Raw genomic sequence first — 23,155 nt, forward strand, 5'->3', positions numbered from 1 at the left:
GTCTCCGTCAGGGCCCGTGTTACCGCACGGCGCCGGAGCAGTCCGTTTTCGCGTGGTCCGTCCGCCCTCGGGATTCGTTCCGGAGCGGTCATTCTCGGAAGAACACCGCGCGGGAAGCCACCGTACGTGCTGCTTCCCGCCGGAAGCTGCGGCTTCCGGACGGAAGTGGAACGTCGGTGTGGTCGACGGCGGTTCCCGCCGTTCCGTGGGGGCGCCTCGGCGGTAGCGGGGGTGGTCCGTGCGGAGCCGATCCGGGTGCATGAGAACCTAGAGACTCGACAACCGACCTACCCGTACCGGAGCAACCCACCTGATGTCCACCGACACCACCACCGTCCCGACTGCAGCCGCCACCAAGCCGCAGGTCGCAGTGAACGACGTCGGGACGGAGGAGGACTTCCTCGCCGCCGTCGACCAGACCATCAAGTACTTCAACGATGGCGACATCGTCGAAGGCACTATCGTCAAGGTCGACAAGGACGAGGTCCTGCTCGACATCGGCTACAAGACCGAGGGGGTCATCCCTTCCCGGGAGCTCTCCATCAAGCACGATGTCGACCCCGCCGAGGTCGTGGCCGTCGGCGACTTTGTCGAGGCTCTTGTCCTGCAGAAGGAGGACAAGGAAGGCCGTCTGATCCTGTCCAAGAAGCGCGCGCAGTACGAACGTGCCTGGGGCACCATCGAGGACCTCAAGGAGAAGGACGAGCCCGTGCGCGGCTCCGTCATCGAGGTCGTCAAGGGTGGTCTCATCCTCGACATCGGCCTGCGTGGTTTCCTTCCCGCCTCGTTGGTGGAGATGCGGCGTGTCCGCGACCTGCAGCCCTATGTGGGCCGGGAGCTCGAAGCCAAGATCATCGAGCTGGACAAGAACCGCAACAACGTCGTGCTGTCCCGCCGTGCCTGGCTGGAGCAGACCCAGTCGGCCGTGCGCAGCGAGTTCCTCAACCAGCTGCAGAACGGCCAGGTCCGCAAGGGCGTCGTTTCCTCCATCGTCAACTTCGGTGCGTTCGTCGATCTGGGTGGGGTCGACGGACTGGTTCACGTCTCGGAGCTCTCCTGGAAGCACATCGATCACCCGAGTGAGGTGGTCGAGGTCGGCCAGGAGGTCACCGTCGAGGTGCTCGACGTGGACATGGACCGGGAGCGGGTCTCGCTGTCGCTGAAGGCGACGCAGGAGGACCCCTGGCGTCAGTTCGCCCGTACGCACGCGATCGGTCAGATCGTGCCGGGCAAGGTCACCAAGCTCGTGCCGTTCGGTGCTTTCGTCCGCGTCGACGAGGGCATCGAGGGGCTGGTCCACATCTCCGAGCTGGCCGAGCGCCACGTGGACATTCCCGAGCAGGTCGCGCAGGTCGGTGACGAGGTCATGGTCAAGGTCATCGACATCGACCTGGAGCGCAGGCGCATCTCGCTGTCGCTGAAGCAGGCCAACGAGGGCTTCACGCCGGACTCGGACTTCGACCCGACGCAGTACGGCATGGCCGCCGAGTACGACAACGACGGCAACTACATCTACCCCGAGGGCTTCGACCCGGAGACCCAGGAGTGGCGCGAAGGCTACGAGACCCAGCGCGAGGAGTGGGAGCGGCAGTACGCCGAGGCCCTCGAGCGCTACGAGGCTCACATGCGCCAGGTCGCCAAGGCCGCCGAGGCCGACGCCGCCGCGGCTGCCGCCGGTGGCGAGGAGGAACAGCAGCAGCAGGAGGGCAACTACACCTCCGCCGCTCCCGCCGAGGAGGAAGAGCAGGAGCCGAGTGCGATGGCCAGTGACGCTCAGCTGGCCGCTCTCCGCGAGAAGCTCTCCGGTGGCGCGTGACCGCTAGTCCTGCGGCGAACGGCTGAAACCGTCGACGGCCCCGCCCCTGTCGCGAACAGGGGCGGGGCCGTTTTTCGTCGCCCGCCCGGTCGGCTCGCTCCACCGTGCGGCGGACCGCTTCGGCATGGCCTGAACCGCCTGGCAGGATGAAGCCGATGTTGCGCGTTGGTCTCACCGGAGGAATCGGTTCGGGCAAGTCGACGGTCGCCGACCGGTTGGCCGAACACGGCGCTCGCGTCATCGACGCGGACCGGATCTCCCGGGAAGTGGTCGCCGTCGGAACCGACGGGTTGGCCGAGATAGCCGCCCGTTTCGGCCCCGAGGTGCTGGATGCCGACGGCGCGCTGGATCGTGCCGCCATGGCGCGCCTCGTCTTCGGCGACGAGGCGGCCAGGAGCGACCTCAACGGCATCGTCCACCCCAGAGTCGCAGCGCGAACCGCCGAGCTGATGGCCGAAGCCGGTTCCGATGCCATCGTGGTCCACGACGTACCGTTGCTCGTGGAGAACGGTTATCAGGCCGATTACCACCTCGTGATCATCGTTGACGCTCCGGTGGAGCAGCGAGTGCGGCGGCTCGTCGACCGCGGGCTGCCCGAGGAGGACGCCAGGGCCCGTATCGGGGCGCAGGCGAGCGAGGCGCAGCGCAGGGACGCTGCGGACATCTGGTTGGACAACGGTGCCGAGTTGGACCGGATCCGGTCGAGCGTGGACGAGCTCTGGCGGGAGCGGCTCGTGCCCTTCGAGGCCAACATCCGCTCCCGTAGCCCGCTACCGCTCAACGGGCCCCGAATCGTCGATCCGGACCCGGAATGGCCGCGCCGGGCGAGCAGGCTGCTGTCAAGAATCTCCAAGGCCGCCGGTGATTCCGCGCTCCGCGTGGATCACATCGGTTCGACCTCTGTGCCCGGCCTGCCCGCCAATGACGTGATCGACCTGCAGCTCACCGTGCGGAGTCTCGCCGAGGCGGAAGCGCTCGCCGAGCCGCTGGCCGAAGCGGGGATGCCCCTACTGCCCGGGGCCGACCCGGACGAGGTGCACCACCCTCAGCCGGATCCGGAACAGTGGCGCGATCGCACGCACGTCTCCGCCGACCCGGGACGGCGAGCGAAGCTGTACTCGCGGGTCGCGGGGACGGCCGACTGGCGGTTCGCACTGTTGTTTCCGGCCTGGCTCCGCGCCGATGACGCCGCTCGGCGGGAGTACGCCTCGATCAAACGCGATCTCGCGGCCCGGTTCGGCTCCGACCCCGATACGCGTCGCTACGTCGAGGCGAAGCGGCCCTGGTTCGAGCGGGCGCTGCCCCGCGCGGAGCGGTGGGCATCCGAGACCGGGTGGCAGCCACCGTCGTTGTGAGTCGTCCGGGCCCTTCCGGGAGCGTGTCGACGGGAAGCCGCATGCCTGCCTGCACTCGATCGGTTCCGGAGCATCCGCCCGAGCGCTGCTCCGGCTACCAAGCGGTGAACACGCCGCGGTAGGCCAACCACTGTTCGACATCCCGGTGCAGCCGGATCTCCTCGTAGATCCGGTGCACCGTACACACCGCCAGATCGGCTTCCTCCAGCGTGAGCATCCCGTCGCTGACCGCGGCGGCGAATTCCTCGGACTTGACGATTCGTGCGGCCCCGTGCTCGGGCACTTCCAGCCCCAGCAGCAGATCCGTCGTGATCCAGGAACGCGCGTCCCGGTCGATCCGGGCCGCTGTCAGCAGGCTGCCGTCCGGACGGGCGTGTCTGCTGCGGGGGCGATAGCGCGTCAGCCGCAGCCCGAGATCTGGCAGCAACCAGGTCACCTCGCTGCCGTGCACGGGGTCGTCGGGTGTGCTGCGTTCCAGGCACAACCCCCACCGCTCGAGATGGCAGTCGTCAAGTTGCTGGGTGATCCCGGAGCCCAGGTGTCGCTGCCCATTGGCGACATCGACGACTTCAACGTGTTGAGGAGTGATCACCGAACCCACGAACTCGACCATAGCCGCGCGGAAACTGTGAAATGATCAACAATATGAATCCGTTACGTAACTTTTGAGTGTTGTAGACGTCACGTTCGGGTTTCGTTCGACGGATTGCGAAGTTCGGCGGTTGTTCCGAGGGGTGGATACGTGTTGCCGTCCCCGGCCTCTGTCAACCGGTGTGCCGCCAGCTCAGCTCGATACCGAGGGTGTGCAACCACGCGGGCAGGTCGTACTCGTGCCGGGCCAGCCCGTCAACCACCCGGTGCGTGGCGTCCATCGCGCGCCGCGCGGTCTCGTCGTCCAACAGCTCCGCCCGCAGCGCGGTGACGAACTCGTCGCTGTCCAGCACCCGCGCCTCCTGCCGTTGCCTGACGGCGACGTCCAGGTACAGGTCGACGGTGCGCCAGCGGTGTTCCCCCGGCTCTATCCGCACTATGTCGACGTAGAAGTCCTGTTCCCTGTCGTGTCCCGGCCTCCGCCGGTAGTCACTGATACGCAGGTCCAGGTCGGGCAGCAGCCAGGACTCGAGGTACTCCAGCTCGGGGTGATCGATCACGGGACGTGCCATGTAGAGCCCGAACGGTTCCGCCCGGTACTCGTCCACCCGGCGCACCCGTTGTTTGGCGTCGGTGTTCGTGCGATCGGTCAGATCGAAAATCTCCACCTTCGGGGGATGAATCGGAAGCCCGAGGTCCGCGGCGATCTCCCGTTGCGTCGTCACGGTGCCACTCTACGAGTTGAGGGGGGTCGCTGTCCGCATCCGAGCGCGATCCGAGTCGGCGGCGTGATGTCGTACCGGCCCCGTAAGCTGGGAGAGTGGCATTCGCGACTGAGTACCCCGTGCTGGCGCACTCCGAGTTCCGCCCGGTCGGTGAGATCCCGCGCAAGGACGGACGGTTCCGCGTCGTCAGTGATTACGAACCCGCCGGTGACCAACCGGAGGCGATCGATCAGCTCGAACGTCGGATCAACTCGGGCGAGACCGACGTGGTGCTGCTGGGAGCCACCGGTACCGGCAAGTCCGCCACCACCGCGTGGCTGATCGAACGGATCCAGCGCCCCACGCTGGTGATGGAGCCGAACAAGACGCTGGCCGCCCAGATGGCCAACGAACTGCGCGGGTTCTTCCCGGACAACGCCGTGGAGTACTTCGTCAGCTACTACGACTACTACCAACCGGAAGCCTACGTACCGCAGACCGACACCTACATCGAGAAGGACTCCTCGGTCAACGAGGACGTCGAACGGTTGCGGCACTCTGCCACCTCCAACCTGCTCAGCAGGAGGGACTGCGTGGTGGTCTCCTCCGTGTCGTGCATCTACGGTCTCGGTACGCCGCAGTCGTACCTGGATCGTTCGATCGCCCTGGAGGTCGGTGGGGAGATCGACCGCGACGTGCTGCTGCGCGCCCTGGTGGACGTGCAGTACCAGCGCAACGACCTGGCTTTCCAGCGCGGCACCTTCCGCGTGCGCGGGGATACCGTCGAGGTCATCCCGGCCTACGAGGAACTCGCGGTACGGGTGGAGTTCTTCGGTGACGAGATCGACAGGCTCTACTACCTGCACCCGCTGACGGGCGACGTGGTGCACGAGGTGCGTGACCTGCGTATCTTTCCGGCAACGCACTACGTGGCCGGGCCGGAGCGGATGGAACAGGCCATCCGCGGCATCGAGGAGGAGCTGACCGAACAGCTCGGCAAGTTGGAGCGCCAGAACAAGTTGCTGGAGGCGCAGCGACTGCGGATGCGCACCCAGTACGACATCGAGATGATGCGCCAGGTCGGGTTCTGCTCCGGTATCGAGAACTACTCACGGCACATCGACGGTCGGGAGGCCGGTTCGGCCCCGGCCACGCTGCTCGACTACTTTCCCGAGGACTTTCTGCTGGTCATCGACGAGTCCCACGTGACGGTGCCGCAGATCGGCGGGATGTTCGAGGGCGACGCCTCGCGCAAACGCACCCTGGTCGACCACGGATTCCGACTGCCCAGCGCATTGGACAACAGGCCCCTCAAGTGGGAGGAGTTCGCCGATCGCATCGGTCAGTCGATGTACCTGTCGGCGACCCCGGGCAGTTACGAGATGCAGCGCTCCGGTGGAGAGTTCACCGAGCAGGTCATCCGACCCACCGGGCTGGTCGATCCCGAAGTGGTCGTCAAACCGACCGAGGGGCAGATCGACGATCTGGTCGCCGAGGTGCGGCAACGTGCCGACCGGGACGAACGGGTGCTGGTCACCACGCTGACCAAGAAAATGGCCGAGGACCTCACGGACTATCTGCTCGAACTCGGGATCCGGGTGAGGTACCTGCACTCGGAGGTGGACACCTTGCGACGGGTGGAGCTGTTGCGCCAGCTCCGGCTCGGTGAGTACGACGTGCTGGTCGGTATCAACCTGCTGCGTGAGGGGCTCGACCTGCCCGAGGTCTCACTGGTCTCGATCCTGGACGCGGACAAGGAGGGGTTCCTGCGGTCCGAGACCAGCTTGGTGCAGACCATCGGCCGTGCCGCCCGCAACGTCTCCGGGCAGGTGCACATGTACGCGGACGAGGTGACCGACTCGATGCGCCGGGCCATCGACGAGACCAACCGCAGGCGGGCCAAGCAGATCGCCTACAACACCGAGCACGGCATCGATCCGCAGCCGTTGCGCAAGCAGGTCGCCGACATTCTCGACCGGGTGTACTCGGAGTCGGAGGACACCGAGGATACCGTTCCGGAGGGTGGTTCCGGGCGCAACGCCTCGCGTGGCAAGAAACCCGGCGGGGAGACCGCGGCCACCACCAGCTCGGGTGTGCTCAAGGATCGCGACACCAAGTCGATGCCACGGGCGGAGCTGGCCGACCTGGTGCAGCAGCTCAACGACCAGATGATGAACGCGGCCAGGGAGTTGCAGTTCGAGCTCGCCGCGCGGTTGCGGGACGAGATCAATGATCTCAAGAAGGAGCTTCGGGCCATGGACGAAGCCGGTGTGAGCTGAACCTCGCGGGGGACGGGTGGGACGTTCACTCGTCCCCGCCACGGGACATCGGACTCCGTGGCTCAGGTGAATGCGCTCTGCCCGGTGATCGACTTGCCCACGATCAGCGTGTTCATCTCCCGGCTGCCCTCGAAGGAGTAGACGGCTTCCGCGTCGGCGAAGAACTTGGCCACCTCGTAGTCCAGCACGATGCCGTTACCGCCGAACAGTTCGCGTGCCCACGCCACGCACTCGCGCATTCTGGTGGTGGTGAAGCTCTTCGCCAGCGCCGCGTGGTCGGGCCCCGCCGTGCCCTCCGCCATCTTCTGGGCGAGTCGGGTGACCATCCCGAACATGGCCGTGATGTTGCCCAGCATCTTGACCAGCAGGTCCTGGATGAGTTGGAACCCTCCGATGGGGTTGCCGAACTGTTCGCGGGTGACCGCGTAGTCCCGCGCCAGTTCGTAGGCACGTGCCGCCACGCCGAGTGCCTGCCAGGCCACGTTTCCCCGCGTCTTGGCCAGTACCTTCGCGGTGTCGCGGAAGTTGTCGATGTTTTGCAGCCGGTTGTCCTCCGGTACGCGCACGTCCTCCAGCGACAGGTCCGCGTTCTGCACCGAGCGCAGCGCGATCTTGCCCTCGATCCTGCTCGCGTGAAAGCCCGGCATGTCCTTCTCGACCACGAAGCCCTTGACACTGTCGTCGGTCTCGTCGCGGGCCCAGATGACGACCAGATCGGCGAACGTGCCGTTGCCGATCCAGCGCTTGGCTCCGTTGAGCACCCACTCGTCGCCCTCGCGGCGGGCGGTGGTGCGCATTCCCCCGGCCACGTCGGAGCCTCCCTCGGGCTCGGTCAGCCCGAAAGCTCCGATCTTGTTCCAGGCGACCATGTCCGGCATCCAGCGATCCCGCTGGCGTTGGTCACCACCGCCGTAAATGCTGCCCATCGCCAGCCCGGTGTGCACCCCGGAGGCAACGGCCAGCGAGGGGTCCACCTTGTTCATCTCGAGGCCGAGGAACCCGTTGAACAGCGGTCGGCGAGCGACCCCGTCGCCGTACTCCGGGAACTGGAAGCCTGCGATGCCGAGTTTCGCGAAGGTCTCGACAGCCTCGAACGGGAACTCCGCACGGGCCCAGGCATCGTTGGCCAGTGGCTTGATCTCCCGCCACAGGACTTCGCGGATCCGGGCCAGCTCACTTCGCTCCTGCTCGGTCAGCAGTTCCTCGAATCCGAAGAAGTCGGAATCGGTGTTGGCGGTTTTCGCCATGATGATCACCTGCTTCCTGCTGGGATCGTTCCGCGTGGTTGGTGTCGCGCGTTGCTCCGCCAGCCGTAGGCGTCACGCGGCCGGGGAGAGGAGTGGGGAGGCGGCCATTCGGAGTCGGCGTTCGAACCGAGAAACGGAGACTCGCCACGACGGCGAGGAAACAACTCAGGTGGAATAGCTCCATCGCGGCCGAGGCTACTCCGGAAGGGTGAGTGTGGCGCTCGGAGAGCACCCCTACGGATGTGCGTGTGTCGCTGACCGTGCTGGCCACCGAGGACTGGTACACCCACGTGAGTCTGCTGGGACGCGTCACCGAACTGCTGGACGATCCGAGCCTTTCCGACATGGACCGGCTCGCTCGGCACCACACCGGAGCCCCTTACCATATGCGCGACCGCGACCGTGTCAGCGCCTGGATCGATGTGGACCGCTGGCACTGCTGGGATGCGGCCGAGAACCGGGACGTGCCGCACCACTGAGTGGTGCTACGCGAACGGTTCGCCCGAGTGATCGAACGCGGCGGGACCGATCCGTGGGGCCGGTCCGTTCCGGCGAACTCCTCGATCAGTCGGTGATGTCGGCCCGGTGGAACCGCACCAGCGTGGCGGTGATGAACACCGCCGCGTAAGCGGTGGCCGACAGCGTTCCGTTCGCCATGTCGGTCCAGTCGATGCCGGTGTCCAGCAGGTCGGTCCAGGCTGTCGCATGGTGGCTCGGAAGCAGGATGCGGAACTGCTCCAGCCTGGGAATCTCGTCCAGAATCTGCGAGATCACCGAGACGCCCACCGTCGCGCCCACCGCCGCGAGCGGGTTGTCGGCCATCACGCTGAACAGCAGTGCCAGGCTGGCCACCCAGGTCAGGTGGATCGCCAGATAGCCGCAGATCGCGAGCAGAACCAGCACGTTCCACGGGAAGTGGAGCACTCCCTCGTGTGGGGTGCGCAGTACGCCCGCGCCGTACCAGAAGGTGCCCGTGGCCAGGGCCGCGCCGGTCAGCACGAGCAGGCTCAGGCAGGACAGCAGTCCCGCCACCAGTGCTTTCTGCCGTAACAGTCGATGCCTGGGTATGGGGATCGCGACCAGGTAACGCAGACTCGCCCAGGACGACTCACCCGCGATGGCGTCCCCGAAGAACAGTGCCACGAGCAGTACCAGCAACAGATGGGTGCACAGCAACAGCGTGAAGACGGTGAAGTTCGCCCCGCTGCTCGTGGCCAGATCACCGAAGTCGGCCGGGGGGTGCGGAGTCGTCTCGTCGTTGCCTAGGGCGAAGGTGCCCACCAACAACAGCGGCAGTACCGCCAGACAGCACAGCACCAGCTTGGTCCTGCCGCGCGCCAGCTGCCTGCGCAGCTCCACACGCAGTGGCAGGGTCCGATTGGCGCGGTATCCCGGTGCGCTGCCGTCGGACCCTCCCGGAAGGCGAGTGGCCGGTTCCACGGCACGGTCGGCCGAGCGGTCCCGCTCGTGCTGCATCAGTGGTCCTCTCCGACCAGTTCCAGAAACGCGTCCTCGAGTTTGCGGTGGGGCCCCACGCGCGTTATGGAGACATCGGAGGCGACCAACACGTTCACGGCTGTCGCCGTGGAGTGTCCGGCCAGTTCGGCGTAGACCACATCGGAGCCGACCCGCACGCTGCCGATTCCCTCCAGACAGCGGAGTGTACGCGCGGCGAGTTCGGGTTGATCGACGTGGAAGGCGATCATCGAGTCCCCAGCGGTGATCTCGTCGACCGTTCCCCCCGCCACTCGGTGCCCGTCGTGCATCACGATGACGTGTGTGCAGGTTTGTTCGACCTCGCTGAGCAGGTGACTCGACATCAGGACGGTGCGTCCGGTCCTGGCGTACTCCCGGATGACCTCGCGCATCCGTTGCGTGTGCGCGGGGTCCAGCGCGTTCATCGGTTCGTCGAGCACGAGCAGGTCGGGCAGTCCCAGCATGGCTTGTGCCAGGGCCACTCGTTGCCGCATCCCCGGGCCGTAGGTACGTACCTTGTGATCAGCCGCGGCGCCCAGTCCGGCGATCCGAACCACTTCGTCCAGCCCTGCCTGTTCCGCCGGTCTGCCGGTTGCCTGCCAGTAGCTGCGCAGGTTCTCCAGACCGGTCAGGTGCGGCAGCAGTCCCGGGGACTCCACGAGCCCGCCCACTCGCGACAGTACCGGTGCGCTCGGTGTCACCGAGTGACCGAACAGGTGAATCCGGCCGGTGTCGGTTCGTGTCATACCGAGCACCATGCGGAGCAGAGTCGTCTTGCCCGCACCGTTCGGGCCGAGCAGTCCGACGACCTGCCCTGCCTCGACTCGCAGTGACAGGTCGTTCACCGCGTCGGGACGCCGGGGATAGGACTTGCTCACTCCCTCGATCGAAATCGGCACGCCGGTCAACTCCGGTTTCGGCGGTTTCCGACGCGCACGTTCGAACCTGATCGCCAGCACTCCCGCCACGACCAGCAGCACCACGAACGCCGCGATGCCGATCAGCGCACCCACCGGGATCGACGTTTCATCGATCCGGGAGGCGGGTACGGCGGGAAGCGAGATATTTCCCGCACCAGCCGGGGAGATCAGGTGCACCGCTGTTTCCCGGGGGCCGCTGTAGGCGGCATCATTGGTGCTCATTCGCAGTTCCAGCCGGTGACCGGGTTGCAGGGTGTGCATCGTGGCGGGCAGGGCCACATCGACCCGGACCGCCGTCCCGTTGTCGGGTAGCCCCGTTATTCGAAGGGGGGAACTGCCGTCGCCGATGGGTGTCCGAGAGCCGTTCGGTCCGATGTCGAACAGCTTGCCGAACAGCACCGCCTCGCCGTTGCCGGGCTGCTCCGGAACCGAAGCCACCGAGAGCCGCGTCCGTGGTTTCCCGGTGATCAGGGTGGATCGATCCACCCGTGCGGTCTTGAAAACCGCCACCCTCCCCGGTGTGGTCCCGCCGCGGGTGGCCGAGTCGCCGTCGTTTCCGACTGTCGTTCCTGCCCGGCTCCCGGGAGTAGGAGTGGTCGAGAACCCGCTCGTGCCCGCACCGTTACCGGGTGGATTGATCACTCGGGAGGGCTCACCCTCCAGGGAGAGCTCGGTGCGAGCCACTTCGTTCGAGTCCAGACCCGGGTACTCCGCCGTCCGCCAGGTCGTCGCGGGTTGACGCTCCGAGGCGACGCGGTCGACCAACTGGTACCGGAATCCCGTTTCCGGGTGGGGCGGTCGTGGTTCGTCGGAATCGTGCAGGTAGTACGAGAACCAGTCGCCGACCTTCTCCCAGACGCGCGTGGGCAGCGAAGCGTTGCCGCCGCCGTGCAGCCACATCATGCTGACGGTGCCCCCCGCGGCGCTGATCTGACGCGCGTTCGCGTCGGCTTGTGACAACCCGAAGAGTTCGCCGCGCTGACGCTGCACCAGCAGGGTGGGAATGTCGATGTTGCCGGTCACGCTGCTCGGCGAGGCCGCGGCCAGCAGTTCGAGCGTGCTCGATCCGGCTCGTCCGGTACGGGCCAGCTCGGTGTAGGCACCGCATACCCTCGCGGTGAGGTTGCCGCACGTCAGTGGTGTTCTCGTGTTGTCCGCCTCGCCGTTCTCCTCGGGCGGTGGCGGCGTGGTCGACGAGGCTCCCGGGCTCCGCGAGGTGCGTTGTTCCGACTGCGGGCGCGTTGCCATCTCGAACAGTGAGCTTGCCCAGGCCCGCCGGAACACGCCCGGACCCGAGTCGCTGCCGTGCGCGGCGGTGGCGGTCGGTATCGACTCGGTCGAGGCGGCATTGGGCAGCATCGCGGTACGCAGGTCGTTGTAGGTGTTCAGCGGTGCGATCGCGTCGACGCGGGGATCGTTACCCGCCAGCAGCATGCTCAGCGCTCCACCGTAGGAGACTCCTCCCACCCCGACGAGGGGGTCCTCCTCGTCCTGGGTCGCAACCTCGGGTTGCCGGGCCAGCCAGTCCAGGATCCGGCGTGCGTCGGTCACCTCGTAATCCGGTGAGTTCAGCGCGATCCTGCCGGTGCTCCGCCCGAAACCGCGGGCCGAGTAGGTCAGCACGGTGAATCCGCGTGCGGCCAGTCGCCGTGCGGGGCCTGCCAGTTCGGTCTTGTCGCCGTCGAAGCCGTGTGCCAGTACCACCGATGGTGCCGGGGTGCGTTCGGGGACGAACAGCCTGAGATCGAGCTGTATCCGCTGCTGCCGTTCGGGGCCGTCCAGCACGTCGATACTCGCGTCCCGCGTGTCGACGCGGGGAACACGGTCGGTCGAATCCTGTTCGGCCGACCACATCGCTGTGGCTGCCACGATCAGAGCCACCAGCACGATCGGCAGCAACGCGAAGTTCGGGACATACCGGCGGGACTGGAACACGCGGGTGACTCTAGGGCAACGAGTCGCATCACGGGGTCCCGTGGATCCGATACGACCGAAGAAGCTATGAATCGGATATCGGGACGAAATCGCATCGCGATGGGAATATTCCACAGCTGCCGCACGGGAGTGGCGCGAGCCGTGTGAGTGGCTCGATCACCCTTCGACGAACCGACCCCGCTGCTCCGGTTCGGACGGGCTCCCCGTGACGTCTCCCAGTGATGTCAACCGTGATCCGACGGGCCTTCCTCTGGCCGGAACCGGCCCCCAGGCGAAGACGTCATCGCCGGTGGAGCCCTCATTTAACCACGCGAGAGTGACCTTGGCTACAGTTCGCGCCGCGTGTTCCCCGTGTTTTCCGGGGTCATGGCGTTCTCGGTGAACGGCTGTCGGTGCGTACCCCCGATAGCGGTCGACGTCGGACGTGGGTGACAATTCACGAGGTTTGGAGGGGAGTATTCCTGTCGCGGCGGTGTCGTCATCACGGATCGAACTCCGGCATGTCCGGTGACTCTTTCCCGGTGCCGCCGGCCGGCTCAGCCGGTGGGAGAGACCTCCGGTCCCCGGCATAAGCCCTGTACCGGAGGTGATCGATGTACGTCGGGACTCATGTGCTCGCGGAGGCGGCACAGCGGAGTCAACAGGAGACGTTGGGTGTTTCCTGGTGGGTCTGGCTGGCCACCTTGGCCGGTCTGGTCGTGCTGCTGCTGTTGGATCTCGTGATCGTGGACCGCAAGCCGCACGAGGTCAAGGCGGGTGAGGCCGCTCGTTGGGTGGTTTTCTACGTCGCCTGCGCCCTCCTGTTCGGTCTCGGGGTGTGGTGGTTCGGCGGTCACGACTTCGCGATCCAGTACTTCACGGGCTACGTGGTGGAGTACTCGCTGAGCGTGGACAACCTGTTCATCTTCATGGTGATCATGTCCAGCTTCGCGGTTCCCGCCATCCACCAGCACCGGGTGCTGCTGATCGGTATCGTGCTCGCGCTGGTCTTCCGTGGGTTGTTCATCGCCATCGGCGCCCAGTTGATCTCCCGTTTCGTGTGGGTGTTCTTCGTCTTCGGCGCTTTCCTGCTCTGGACCGCGATCAGCATGCTCCGTAACAACGAGGAGAACGATGATCCGGAGAACGCGGTCGTGCGCTGGGTTCGCAAGGCCTATCCCGTAACAGAGCAGTTCCACGGCACCAAGATGTCGGTCAGGATCGACGGTAAGCGGTGGTTGACACCGATGTTCATCGTGATCGTGGCCATCGGCAGCGCCGACGTCATGTTCGCGGTGGATTCGATCCCGGCGATCTTCGGGATCACGCAGGAGGCGTTCCTGGTGTTCACCGCCAACGCCTTCGCGTTGATGGGGTTGCGCCAGCTGTACTTCCTGCTCGGGGACCTCGTCGACAGGTTGGTCTACCTCTCCACCGGGCTGTCCGTGATTCTGGCCTTCATCGGATTCAAGCTGATCGTGCACGCCCTGCACGATTACGGGCTGGTGCCCGAGTGGTTCGAGATCGGGAACTTCCTGTCGCTCGGTGTGATCGTTCTCGTGCTGTTGGTCACCGCGGTGGCGAGTCTGCTCAGGTCACGTCGACAGCAGCGTGAAGCCGAGAACGCGGAGACGAGCTGAGACAGCAGACAGGTCGAAACGGCGGCATCCGCCGGGCCGGCTCGGTGGGCCGGACAGGTCGCTCGCGAGCACGCTTCGCGTGCGGGGGTGTCCGGCCCGCTGTCGGGCAGGCCGTCGTCCGATGCTTCCGCTTGCCAGCGGCGAGAGCTCGCGGGTGGTTCCGCCGGTCCGCGAGGGAGGCGAGTGCCGCGTCGAACCCGGTGGACGAGGTCCCACTAGTTCAGCAGGGTGTAGCCGAGCTCCTTGCAGACCCTTCCCAACGGCAGGTCCAGGCCGGGGTGTTCGAGCGGCAGCAGTAGGTCGGGGTCTTCCGGCAGTACCGTCGCCGCCGGTGGATCCCACAGGCAGACCGAGGGCTCACCGGCGTCCATCGACGATCGGTACCAGAGACCGTCCAACTCCGGGTAGGCCGCGCGGATGCAACGTGCCCAGGACTGGGCGCGCTCCTTCGTGCCGTTGCTGATCGCCTGGGAGGCACCGGCTCTGGTGGGCCAGAGCCCGGACAGGTCGAGCAGTCGGACCGTCCGACGTGGTCGGAATATCACCAGTTGTGGCGCACGCGTTTTGCGGTCCACTGTGGATGTCGCCTGGAACACCTCGGCGATGCAGGTCTGTACCGCCAGCGAGAAGTACAGCACGCCGTGCTCCCTGGTGACGGTGGGACCGCCTTGCGGCTTCGGGGGGTGCGGGTCGAAGCGGGCGTGCGGCAGCGGTCCCGCGTAGCGGAAACTGTTCCAGTGCTGCGGGTGATTACCTCCCGAGGCGAAGATCCGTACGAGCCGGGTCCCGGCGGGGACCGCGACGACGTCCTCGGTTCGGCGAAGGAGCGCCTGCAGCACGGCTGGAGCGGGCGGCTGTGGGAGCCGAGCCATTGGTGGTCCTGTGTCCGTCGTCGACTACGCGGGCGTTCCGATGACCGCAGCGAGTTCGGCGACTCGCTGCGGATTACCGTATGCCATCAGCCAGTCACGCGGACTCACAGGGCGGTCTCCCAGATCCAGGTCCTGCTGCGGAGTGGTCATGAAGTTCGCCAGCACCAGCGCCGGTTGATCACCGGGCATGGCAGCCAGCACCGTTTCCAGGCCGGGAAGTACGTCGTCCTCGGTGAACTGCCAGGCCGGCAGTCGCCAGCCACCGCGGTCCTTCCAGCCGATCAGCCGGCGGGAGGCCACCCGGTGTCTGATGCGGCTGCTGTCCACTCCCACGATCTCGGCGGCTTGGCCCACCGACAGTGCGGTGTCGCGCAGTACGGTCTGCTCCGCCACCGCGCGTGCACGGGGGTCGGTTTCCTGTTCGGCGAGCGGCGACAGATCCAGCCCCGTTTCGATCAGCGCCGCGCGTTCCGATTCGTCGAAGTGCGCGCTGGGATCCGCCTGTGGCGGCGTGAGTCTTTTGGCCGCGTCCTCGACCAGCACGAGGAATTCATGCGCGGTGACCTTCAGACCGGCTCTGGCGAGCACGGTCTCCAGCGCGACTGTCATGGTGCCAGCTTACCTCCTGGTGAAGAGTTTGTGTGCGCCAACGTGCGGGTTGTCAGTAGAATCACATTAAGTGACAAGAATATCGCTTTGTGTAATCAAAGTTCGGGAAAGGGCGCGAAAAGTGGACGACTTTCCACCGCTGGCGGCTTCGAGTCGTCCACTTTCGGCGAGGCGTCACGTCGGGGAATGTGTTAGGGGGCTTCCGTCCCCTTGGCCGTTCCGGAAAAGCGGGCTCCGGGATCCGGCTCGTCCGATCCGCCGTGACGCTTCGCGGCCCGCGGGGGCACGGGGGTTACGGCAGGGTCTCCAAGTGGTTGCCGACGGTCGTGGAGAAGGTGGTGCCGTTGCTGACGTCCCAGTTGATCGACCAGGTCATTACCCCGCTGATCGAGGGGTGCGGTTGACCTGGGACGAACTGTCCGCAGTTGGTCGTCGACGCCAGGCAGTCCAGTGCGTCGGTGACGACGGAGGGCTGCACGTAACCACTGCCCGCGGCGGACGGTGCGGCGGGTAGCCCCAGCGCGATCTGGTCGGCGCTGAGCTTGTCCAGCAGAATGCACGCCTGGGCGGTGATGAAGTCCACCGAGCCCTGGCTGTACACCTGCTGGTCGCATCCCAGCATCGAGCCCGAGTTGTAGTACTGGGTGTGCACCGTGGTGATGATGTCGCTCAGGTTGTCGATCAGTTGCATGTACGAGCCGCCCGGCTGTACGTACAGTGTCTGCGGCGCCATGGTCAGCATGAAGTCCGGACCGAAGTGGTTTCGGAGCTGGCGCGCGGCACTGGTCATTCCGGCGGTGTCGAAACTGTGTTCCAGATCGATGTCGAGACCGTCCAGGCCGTAGTTCTCGATAATCGTGGTCATCGAGTCGACGAAGTTGGTCACGCGCTGCTCGGTGCTCAGATCGAGCGAACCCTTGGCGCCGCCGATGGACATCACGAAATCCGTGCCCTGGCTCTGCTTTTCGGCGATGTCCGCCTTGAGCTGGGCGTCGGAGTAGCCGCCCAGCGCGCCCGAGAGTTGTGAATCGACGCTGAATTTCACGGCGCCGGGGCTGGTGGCGTCCGACTGGGCGAATGCGAGCGCGACCAGATCATAATTGTCCGGAATGTCGCTTACGCGTAATGGCTCGGCGTTGTTGACGAAATTCTGCCAATAGCCGGTGAGCTGGTGTTCGGGCAACGCGGCACTCTCGGCCGCGGCGCTCGGCTGGTTAGCCTTTCCTCCGTTGTCGGGCGCTGCCACGGCCGGGGCCGCTGTCATCGTCAACGGGATGGCAGCGGCGGCGATGGCGGCGGTGATGCGGCGAATGTGCATCGAAACCTCCGGGGTCACGGGTTGAATCACCGAAGTTGGACTAGACCAATGGATCTCGTCAAGACGTGGTCGGTTTTTCGCCGTGTTCCGGAGGTGGGTTGACGTGGGCCCTCGTAATCAGTCTACTGGACGTACCGACTGGTCGGTCTTGCGGAGGTGTTCATGTCCGGTCTCTACGATCAACGTCCCTGGCTGGAGTGCTATGCCGCGGACGAGCCCGCGGACATCGCCCCACCGTACGAGGACATGCTGTCCGTGCTGACGGACACCCGTTCGCGGTTTCCCGACCGCGTCGCCCTTACGTACTTCGGTACCGAGATCACTTATCGTGAGCTGGACGAGCTCGCCAACGGGGTGGCCGAGTACCTCGCCGAGCAGGGGATCGGCGGGGGTGACCGCGTCGCGGTGTATCTGCAGAACGTTCCGCAGTTCGCGATCGCCGTGCTCGCCGGATGGAAGTTGGGCGGTATCGTCGTCCCGCTCAACCCCATGTACCGCTCCCACGAACTGACGACCATCCTGGCGGACGCCCAACCCGCCGTGGTGATCTCCTCCGAGAACGGTTGGCACGACGTGCTGTGCGAAGTGGCCGCCTCCACCGGAACGACGGTGACACTGACCACCAGCGAGCTGGATCTGGCCGCCGAGCACGAGGGGACTCCGTTGCGGCGGTTGGAGCGCCGTCGGCCCGCGGATACCGCGGATCTCGTGGCAACGGCGACCGCACGCCGGACGGCCACGCCTCCGAGCGTTCGACTCTATCCGGACGACATCGCACTGCTGACTTACACGTCCGGAACGAGTGGTGCTCCCAAAGGTGCGACCAACACCCATCGCAACCTCAGTTTCAACGCCCAGGCGTTCACGCAGCGCACGGGTAGCCACGACGGCAGCGGCATGATCGCGTTGGCTCCGCTGTTCCACATCACCGGCCTCGTGTGCCAGTTCGGCGCCACGCTGGCCCTGGGAGGACGGCTCGACCTCGTGTACCGGTTCGAACCGTCGGCGGTACTGGAGGCGCTGCGCCGGTGGCGGCCGCGGTACATGATCGGTCCTGCCACGGCCTACATCGCTTTGATGAATCATCCCGAAGCCACCGCCGACGATTTTCGCTCGTTCGAACAGGTGTACGCGGGTGGGGCGCCGCTTCCGGCCGCGATGGTGGAACGATTCCGGTCCGATTTCGGGCTCTACATCCGCAACGGCTACGGGCTCACCGAGACCACGGCCACGGCGACCTCCGTGCCGCCGCACCTGGAGGCTCCGGTCGACGAGGAGACCGGCACGATCAGCGTCGGTGTCCCCACGTTCAACTGCGTGCTGCGCGTGGTGGACGACGACGGGGTGGACCTGCCCGTGAGGTCGGTCGGCGAGATCGTCGTGGAGGGGCCGATGGTCGTGCCCTCCTACTGGAACCAGCCGGAACAGACCGAGGAGTCGATCCCGGCTGGCAGGCTGCACACCGGTGACGTCGGCTTCATGGACGAACAGGGTTGGTTCTACGTCGTCGACCGGAAGAAGGACATGATCAACGCCTCCGGTTTCAAGGTCTGGCCCCGCGAGGTGGAGGACGTCCTCTACTCGCACTCCGCCGTTCGGGAGGCGGCGGTGGTGGGCGTTCCGGACGAGTACCGGGGCGAGACGGTCAAGGCCTACGTCAGCCTGGCGCCCGGTACGAGCACCACCGGGGAGGAACTCGCCGACCACTGCCGACAGCGGTTGGCGGCCTACAAGTATCCACGAGAGGTGGAGCTGGTCGAGGAGTTGCCGAAGACGACCACCGGCAAGATCCTTCGACGGCGGCTTCGGGACGAAGCGCGCGATTGATCGACAACTACCAGGAGAGGAAACGTATGAGCAAGCGGTTCGACGGTCGGGTGGCGATCGTCACCGGTGCGAGCAGGGGAATCGGTTTCGGCATCGCACAGCGCCTGGTGTCCGAGGGTGCCCGGGTGTGCATCACGGCGCGCAAACCGGATGCTCTGCGGGAGGCCGTCGAGGAACTCGGCGGTGCGGAACACGCGATCGCGGTGGCGGGCAAGGCCGACGACAGCGAGCACCAGTCCGACGCGGTCGACCGCACCCTGCGCACTTTCGGCCGTGTCGACATGCTGGTCAACAACACCGGTATCAACCCCGCTTACGGCCCGCTGATCGAACTCGATCACGAAGTAGCACGCAAGACGTTCGAGGTCAACGTGCTGGCTTCGTTGGCCTGGACCCAGTTGGTCCACCGGGAGTGGATGTCCGCGAACGGCGGTGCGGTACTCAACGTCACCTCGCTGGCCGGATCGAATCCGGCTCCCGGCATCGGTTACTACGGAGCGACCAAGGCGATGCTGACCCACATCACTCGTGAGCTGGCCGTCGAGCTCGGTCCGGACGTGCGGGTCAACGCGGTTGCCCCCGCCGTGGTCAAGACGCAGTTCGCCACCGCGCTGTATCAGGACAACGAGGCGGAGGTCGCCGAGCAGTACCCGATGCGCAGGCTGGGGGTGCCCTCCGATATTTCCGGGGCCGCCGCCTACCTGCTTTCCGACGAGGCGTCCTGGGTGACGGGCCAGATCCTGACCCTGGACGGCGGGGTGTCGCTCACCGGCGGGATGTGAGCCCCCTCGGCCGGTAGGAGCGGGTGGGGCTCGCGGTATCCGCGCGGAGCGATTCGCCATCGCGTCGTGAGCCTCATCCGGAGCGGGTTTGTCGAATCGACAGTCAGTTTCGTAACGACGGGGACAGGAGGTCGGCATGCGGCTGGCCGGTTCCGTGGCCGTGATCACCGGCGCGGGTAACGGTATAGGCGCCTCGATGAGTCGTGAGTTCGCTTCGCGGGGTGCGAGTGTGGTCGTCAACGACATCGACGGTGCGGCGGCACGAGAGGTGGCCGAGGAGGTCGGCGGTACGGCCGTGGTCGGTGACGCGGCCGGTGAGTCCGGAGCGCGCGAACTCGTCGACACCGCGTTGCGGCGTCACGGCCGCATCGATCTGTTCTGCGCCAACGCCGGTGTCGCCACCGCCGGGGGGCCGGAAGCCCCCGAGGAGGACTGGGACAGGGCGTGGCAGATCAACGTCATGTCGCACGTGCGCGCGGCACGGGCGGTGCTGCCGCACTGGCTGGAGGCGGGCGGCGGTCACTTCCTGGCGACGGTCTCGGCCGCAGGTCTGCTCACCATGCTCGGAGCCGCGCCGTACTCGGTGACCAAGCACGCTTCACTGGGATTCGCCGAATGGTTGTCGGTGACCTACGCCGATCGAGGTGTCACGGTGCAGGCACTGTGCCCGCAGGGCGTGCGGACCGGAATGCTCGCCGAGAGCGGCGAGACTGGGCGGCGGCTGCTCGACGCCGATGCCGTGGAGCCCACGAAGGTCGCCGAGGTCGTCGCGGATTCGCTGGGTGGCGAGTTCCTGATCCTGCCGCATCCCGAGGTGGCCGGCCATTACGTCCAGCGCGCGACGGACCCGGATCGTTGGTTGTCCGGGATGCGCTCGCTGCGCAGGCAGGTCGAACGGTCCGACTGAGGTCGGTCGCTCCGTTTCGGGAGCTGCCTGCAGGCTCCGGGAACGGGACCGACGACCTGGTGGTGGCCGCACAGCCTGCCGGCGGCCAGGGTTGAGTGACGGTAGTCGGCTCGGTGCGCGCCCTCGGCGACGGGCCCGTCGACGGACGCGTACGGGGACCGACCGGTCGGTACCCTGTTGTGTACCCAGTGGCAGCAGTCAGGGAGGAAGCGATGGCACCGAGCTCGTTCACCGAGGGAGGCGGAGAGACCGTCGAGCGGACGCGGCACAGCGGGCAGGAGCCGGTGCCGCAGCGGCTGCTGAGCGCGGCCACACGACTGTTCGCCGAGCAGGGATTCGAGACGACCTCGGTGCAACAGATCGTGGACGCGGCCGGAGTCACCAAGGGAGCCATGTACCACTACTTCGGCTCCAAGGACGACCTGCTCTACGAGATCTACGCGCGAGTGCTGCGCGTGCAGATGTCCCGGATGGAACAGGCGGCGGACAGTTCGGAGTCCGTCGAGCGGCGACTCCGGGCAGTGGCCGCGGACGTCGTGGTGACCACGGTCGCCTATCTGGAGGACACCGTGATCTTCTTCCGCTCCATGCACCTGCTGCATTCCGACAAACAGGCCGAGGTGCGTGCCCAGCGTCGGCGCTATCACGAACGAGTGAAGCAGTTGATCGAGGAGGGGCAACGAGCCGGAGTGTTCCGCGCGGACCGTTCTCCCGAGCTCGTGGTCGACTTCTTCTTCGGCGCCGTGCATCACCTCGGCAGCTGGTACCGCAGGGACGGACCGATGAGCGGGGAGCAGGTGGGTGATCAGTTCGCGGACCTGCTGTTGGACGCGTTGCGCGCCTGAGAACCGCGAGGGGCGCCGTGCCGGTCGCTCTGCCGCGGGAGGTGCCGAGCAGGTGGCGTACCGACCGGTCGGTGCGATGCTTGTCGGTTCGGGACCTTCGTCCACCGGTCCGTTGTTCGGTTACCCAGCGGTGGGGACAGCGGTGATTGGGCACGGAGACGCAGCCGGTCGGCACCCGAGCGCTCGAACAAGTCCCGAGCCGGCGAACAAGTTCTGTCATGAACTCCCGGAGTTCGGATCGTTCCCGCGGCCGCGGCGGTCGTGGGAAGAATGTTGGAGGTGACCAGTGCAGACACTCAGAGTTTCGGAACTGGGCGAGCCGAGGGATGTGCTCGAACTCGTCGAGTCCCCGTTACCGCGACCCGGTCCTGATCAGGTTCTGGTTCGAGTGGCGGCCTCTCCGGTCAACTTCCCCGACGCGTTGATGTGTCGGGGTCAGTACCAGGTCAAACCGGAAACGCCCTTCACCCCCGGAGTGGAGCTCTGCGGTGAGATCGTCGAGCTCGGATCGGGGGTCGGCGGTTTCACCACCGGTGAACGGGTCATCGGGGGCGGTGCCGTACCCACCGGGGGATTCGCGGAGTACGCCCTCATGGACGCCGCCCGTACCTTCCCCGCTCCGGCCGCGCTGTCCGACGCCGAGGCCGCTTCGCTGTTCATCGGGTATCAGACCGGCTGGTTCGGGTTGCACCGTCGGGGTGCCCTGCGGGAGGGCGAGACGCTACTCGTCCACGCGGCCTCCGGTGGCGTGGGAAGTGCGGCGGTGCAGCTCGGCAAGGCGGCCGGGGCCACCGTGATCGGTGTCGTGGGTGGACCGGAAAAGGCCGAGGTGGCCCGCGAACTCGGTGCCGATGTGGTGATCGATCGGCGCAGCGAGGACTTCGTGGGGGTGGTCAAGGAGGCGACCGGCGGTCGGGGGGCCGACGTGATCTACGACCCGGTCGGAGGGGAAACCTACGAGCGGTCCACCAAGTGCGTCGCCTTCGAAGGACGGATTCTGATCATCGGTTTCGCGAGTGGGAAGATCCCGAGTCCCGGGCTGAACCACGCGTTGATCAAGAACTATTCGATCGTCGGATTGCACTGGGGACTCTACAACGAGCGCGATCCGGCAGCCGTCCGCGAGGCCCACGAGGACCTCTGCCGGATGGCCGACGAAGGCAGGCTGTCCCCGCTGGTCAGTCAGCGGGTCGGACTGTCGGAGCTGGCCGAGGCCACGCAACGCGTCGCCGACGGTCACACCGTCGGGCGAGTGGTTTACGTGAACTCGTAACCGCACCGTCCGGAAGTACGCCGGTTGATCAGGGCCGGAACGGTGCTGCCGAGCCCCGCTGCTCGGTACCGAACCTTTCGGCCGTGACCGGCCTGTCATGAGCCGTCCGCCGCGGCCCGGTCACTCGTCCTCATCGGTCGAGTGGCCGGGCCGCGGCGGTATCGGAACCGACGTCAGAACATCACCCGCGAGAGGACCTCGGCGACACAGGCCGGTTTGTCCGTCCCGTCGATCTCCACCGTGGTGTGCAGCGTCAGCTGCGATGCCTCGCCAGCCTCGGACACGTCGGCGAGCCGTGAGCTCGCACGCACGCGGCTGTTCACCGTCACCGGACTCGGGAAGCGGACCTTGTTCAGCCCGTAGTTGATGACCATGCTCGCGCCTCGCACGCCGTAGATCTCGGCGTTGAGTGCGCTGACCATGCTCAGCGTGAGAAATCCGTGCGCGATCGTGGTGCCGAACGGCCCGGCCGCGGCCCGCTCGGGATCGACGTGGATCCACTGGTGGTCGCCGGTGGCCTCCGCGAACCGGTCGATCATGTCCTGGGTGACCGTCCACCAACTGCTGCTGCCCAGATCGGTGCCGCTGGCGGCGTGCAGTTCATCGGCGCTGCTGAACACGGTCATGGTGCTGCCTCCTGATCGTTCTGCGTTGTCGTTCTCGTCGTGGGGGCGCGGTGTGTCTCGGCTTCCAGCGGTCGAACCCCGTCGTGCCGAATCCCGTGGGGCCGAGCCCGCTCCCAGCCGAACCCCGTCCGTTGTCGGGCGGGGTTCGAGGGTT

Annotated in this window: 19 protein-coding genes; 10 read left to right on the plus strand and 9 right to left on the minus strand. The window is 66.4% G+C overall.

Annotation, left to right across the window (positions count from 1 at the left end; translation table 11 throughout):
- Positions 1–313: 313 nt before the first annotated feature.
- Together rpsA and coaE are read left to right on the plus strand one after the other, a co-directional pair.
- Positions 314–1,816: a 30S ribosomal protein S1 gene (rpsA, locus tag BM150_RS06010; protein ID WP_092924855.1), complete on the plus strand. Its 1,503-nt coding sequence runs from the start codon at positions 314–316 to the stop codon at positions 1,814–1,816.
- Between the two features lie 155 nt (positions 1,817–1,971).
- Complete coding sequence (gene coaE / locus BM150_RS06015; RefSeq protein WP_092924857.1) at positions 1,972–3,171, plus strand: dephospho-CoA kinase; 1,200 nt, start codon at positions 1,972–1,974, stop codon at positions 3,169–3,171.
- Positions 3,172–3,265: 94 nt separating this feature from the next.
- Here coaE and BM150_RS06020 read toward each other — a convergent pair whose 3' ends face one another.
- Entirely contained in the window at positions 3,266–3,784 is a 519-nt protein-coding gene (locus tag BM150_RS06020; RefSeq protein WP_245755291.1) for a ribonuclease FAU-1 family protein, read from the minus strand.
- A gap of 151 nt (positions 3,785–3,935) precedes the next feature.
- Positions 3,936–4,487 carry a ribonuclease FAU-1 family protein gene (locus tag BM150_RS06025; protein WP_092924859.1) on the minus strand — a complete coding sequence of 184 codons (552 nt, stop codon included), beginning with the start codon at positions 4,485–4,487 and terminating at the stop codon, positions 3,936–3,938.
- A gap of 95 nt (positions 4,488–4,582) precedes the next feature.
- On the opposite strand from BM150_RS06025, the gene uvrB reads away from it, so the two are divergent.
- Positions 4,583–6,745, plus strand: coding sequence for an excinuclease ABC subunit UvrB (gene uvrB / locus BM150_RS06030; RefSeq protein ID WP_092924861.1), 2,163 nt, complete (start codon positions 4,583–4,585; stop codon positions 6,743–6,745).
- 62 nt (positions 6,746–6,807) lie between these two features.
- Here the strand turns inward: uvrB and BM150_RS06035 are convergent, their stop codons facing one another.
- Positions 6,808–7,992 carry an acyl-CoA dehydrogenase family protein gene (locus BM150_RS06035; RefSeq protein ID WP_092925085.1) on the minus strand — a complete coding sequence of 395 codons (1,185 nt, stop codon included), beginning with the start codon at positions 7,990–7,992 and terminating at the stop codon, positions 6,808–6,810.
- Positions 7,993–8,240: 248 nt separating this feature from the next.
- On the opposite strand from BM150_RS06035, the gene BM150_RS06040 reads away from it, so the two are divergent.
- Complete coding sequence (locus BM150_RS06040) at positions 8,241–8,471, plus strand: hypothetical protein (RefSeq protein ID WP_245755292.1); 231 nt, start codon at positions 8,241–8,243, stop codon at positions 8,469–8,471.
- Positions 8,472–8,556: 85 nt separating this feature from the next.
- Here BM150_RS06040 and BM150_RS06045 read toward each other — a convergent pair whose 3' ends face one another.
- A complete protein-coding gene (locus BM150_RS06045; RefSeq protein ID WP_092924863.1) occupies positions 8,557–9,468 on the minus strand; it encodes an ABC transporter permease in 912 nt (303 codons plus the stop codon).
- Complete coding sequence (locus BM150_RS06050) at positions 9,468–12,323, minus strand: alpha/beta fold hydrolase (RefSeq protein ID WP_245755293.1); 2,856 nt, start codon at positions 12,321–12,323, stop codon at positions 9,468–9,470. The genes BM150_RS06045 and BM150_RS06050 overlap by 1 nt, the downstream gene beginning before the upstream one ends.
- 650 nt (positions 12,324–12,973) lie before the next feature.
- On the opposite strand from BM150_RS06050, the gene BM150_RS06055 reads away from it, so the two are divergent.
- On the plus strand, positions 12,974–13,942 hold the full coding sequence (locus tag BM150_RS06055) for a TerC/Alx family metal homeostasis membrane protein (RefSeq protein ID WP_175496709.1): 969 nt from the start codon (positions 12,974–12,976) through the stop codon (positions 13,940–13,942).
- A gap of 215 nt (positions 13,943–14,157) precedes the next feature.
- Here the strand turns inward: BM150_RS06055 and BM150_RS06060 are convergent, their stop codons facing one another.
- The 3 genes from BM150_RS06060 to BM150_RS06070 all read right to left on the minus strand — a co-directional run bounded on the left by BM150_RS06060 (position 14,158) and on the right by BM150_RS06070 (position 16,741).
- Positions 14,158–14,814, minus strand: coding sequence for an RES family NAD+ phosphorylase (locus tag BM150_RS06060; protein ID WP_092924867.1), 657 nt, complete (start codon positions 14,812–14,814; stop codon positions 14,158–14,160).
- A 24-nt stretch (positions 14,815–14,838) separates the two neighbouring features.
- Positions 14,839–15,423, minus strand: coding sequence for a DNA-binding protein (locus tag BM150_RS06065; protein ID WP_092924869.1), 585 nt, complete (start codon positions 15,421–15,423; stop codon positions 14,839–14,841).
- Between the two features lie 292 nt (positions 15,424–15,715).
- Positions 15,716–16,741: a chitinase gene (locus tag BM150_RS06070; protein WP_092925089.1), complete on the minus strand. Its 1,026-nt coding sequence runs from the start codon at positions 16,739–16,741 to the stop codon at positions 15,716–15,718.
- Between the two features lie 162 nt (positions 16,742–16,903).
- Between BM150_RS06070 and BM150_RS06075 the strand changes: the two genes are divergently transcribed.
- The 5 genes from BM150_RS06075 (at position 16,904) to BM150_RS06095 (ending at position 22,375) form a co-directional block, all read left to right on the plus strand.
- Positions 16,904–18,568 (plus strand): class I adenylate-forming enzyme family protein, encoded by a 1,665-nt coding sequence (locus BM150_RS06075; RefSeq protein ID WP_092924871.1) that lies wholly within the window; start codon positions 16,904–16,906, stop codon positions 18,566–18,568.
- 26 nt (positions 18,569–18,594) lie between these two features.
- Entirely contained in the window at positions 18,595–19,350 is a 756-nt protein-coding gene (locus BM150_RS06080; protein ID WP_092925091.1) for an SDR family oxidoreductase, read from the plus strand.
- A 136-nt stretch (positions 19,351–19,486) separates the two neighbouring features.
- Positions 19,487–20,257, plus strand: coding sequence for an SDR family oxidoreductase (locus tag BM150_RS06085; protein WP_092924873.1), 771 nt, complete (start codon positions 19,487–19,489; stop codon positions 20,255–20,257).
- Positions 20,258–20,469: 212 nt separating this feature from the next.
- Positions 20,470–21,102, plus strand: coding sequence for a TetR/AcrR family transcriptional regulator (locus BM150_RS06090; RefSeq protein ID WP_092924875.1), 633 nt, complete (start codon positions 20,470–20,472; stop codon positions 21,100–21,102).
- A 286-nt stretch (positions 21,103–21,388) separates the two neighbouring features.
- Positions 21,389–22,375 (plus strand): NADPH:quinone oxidoreductase family protein, encoded by a 987-nt coding sequence (locus tag BM150_RS06095; protein WP_092924877.1) that lies wholly within the window; start codon positions 21,389–21,391, stop codon positions 22,373–22,375.
- 173 nt (positions 22,376–22,548) lie between these two features.
- On the opposite strand, the gene BM150_RS06100 is transcribed toward BM150_RS06095, so the two are convergent.
- Entirely contained in the window at positions 22,549–23,001 is a 453-nt protein-coding gene (locus BM150_RS06100) for a MaoC family dehydratase (protein ID WP_092924881.1), read from the minus strand.
- Positions 23,002–23,155 lie beyond the last annotated feature (154 nt).

This window comes from Actinopolyspora alba (genome assembly GCF_900112765.1).
Lineage (GTDB): Bacteria > Actinomycetota > Actinomycetes > Mycobacteriales > Pseudonocardiaceae > Actinopolyspora > Actinopolyspora alba.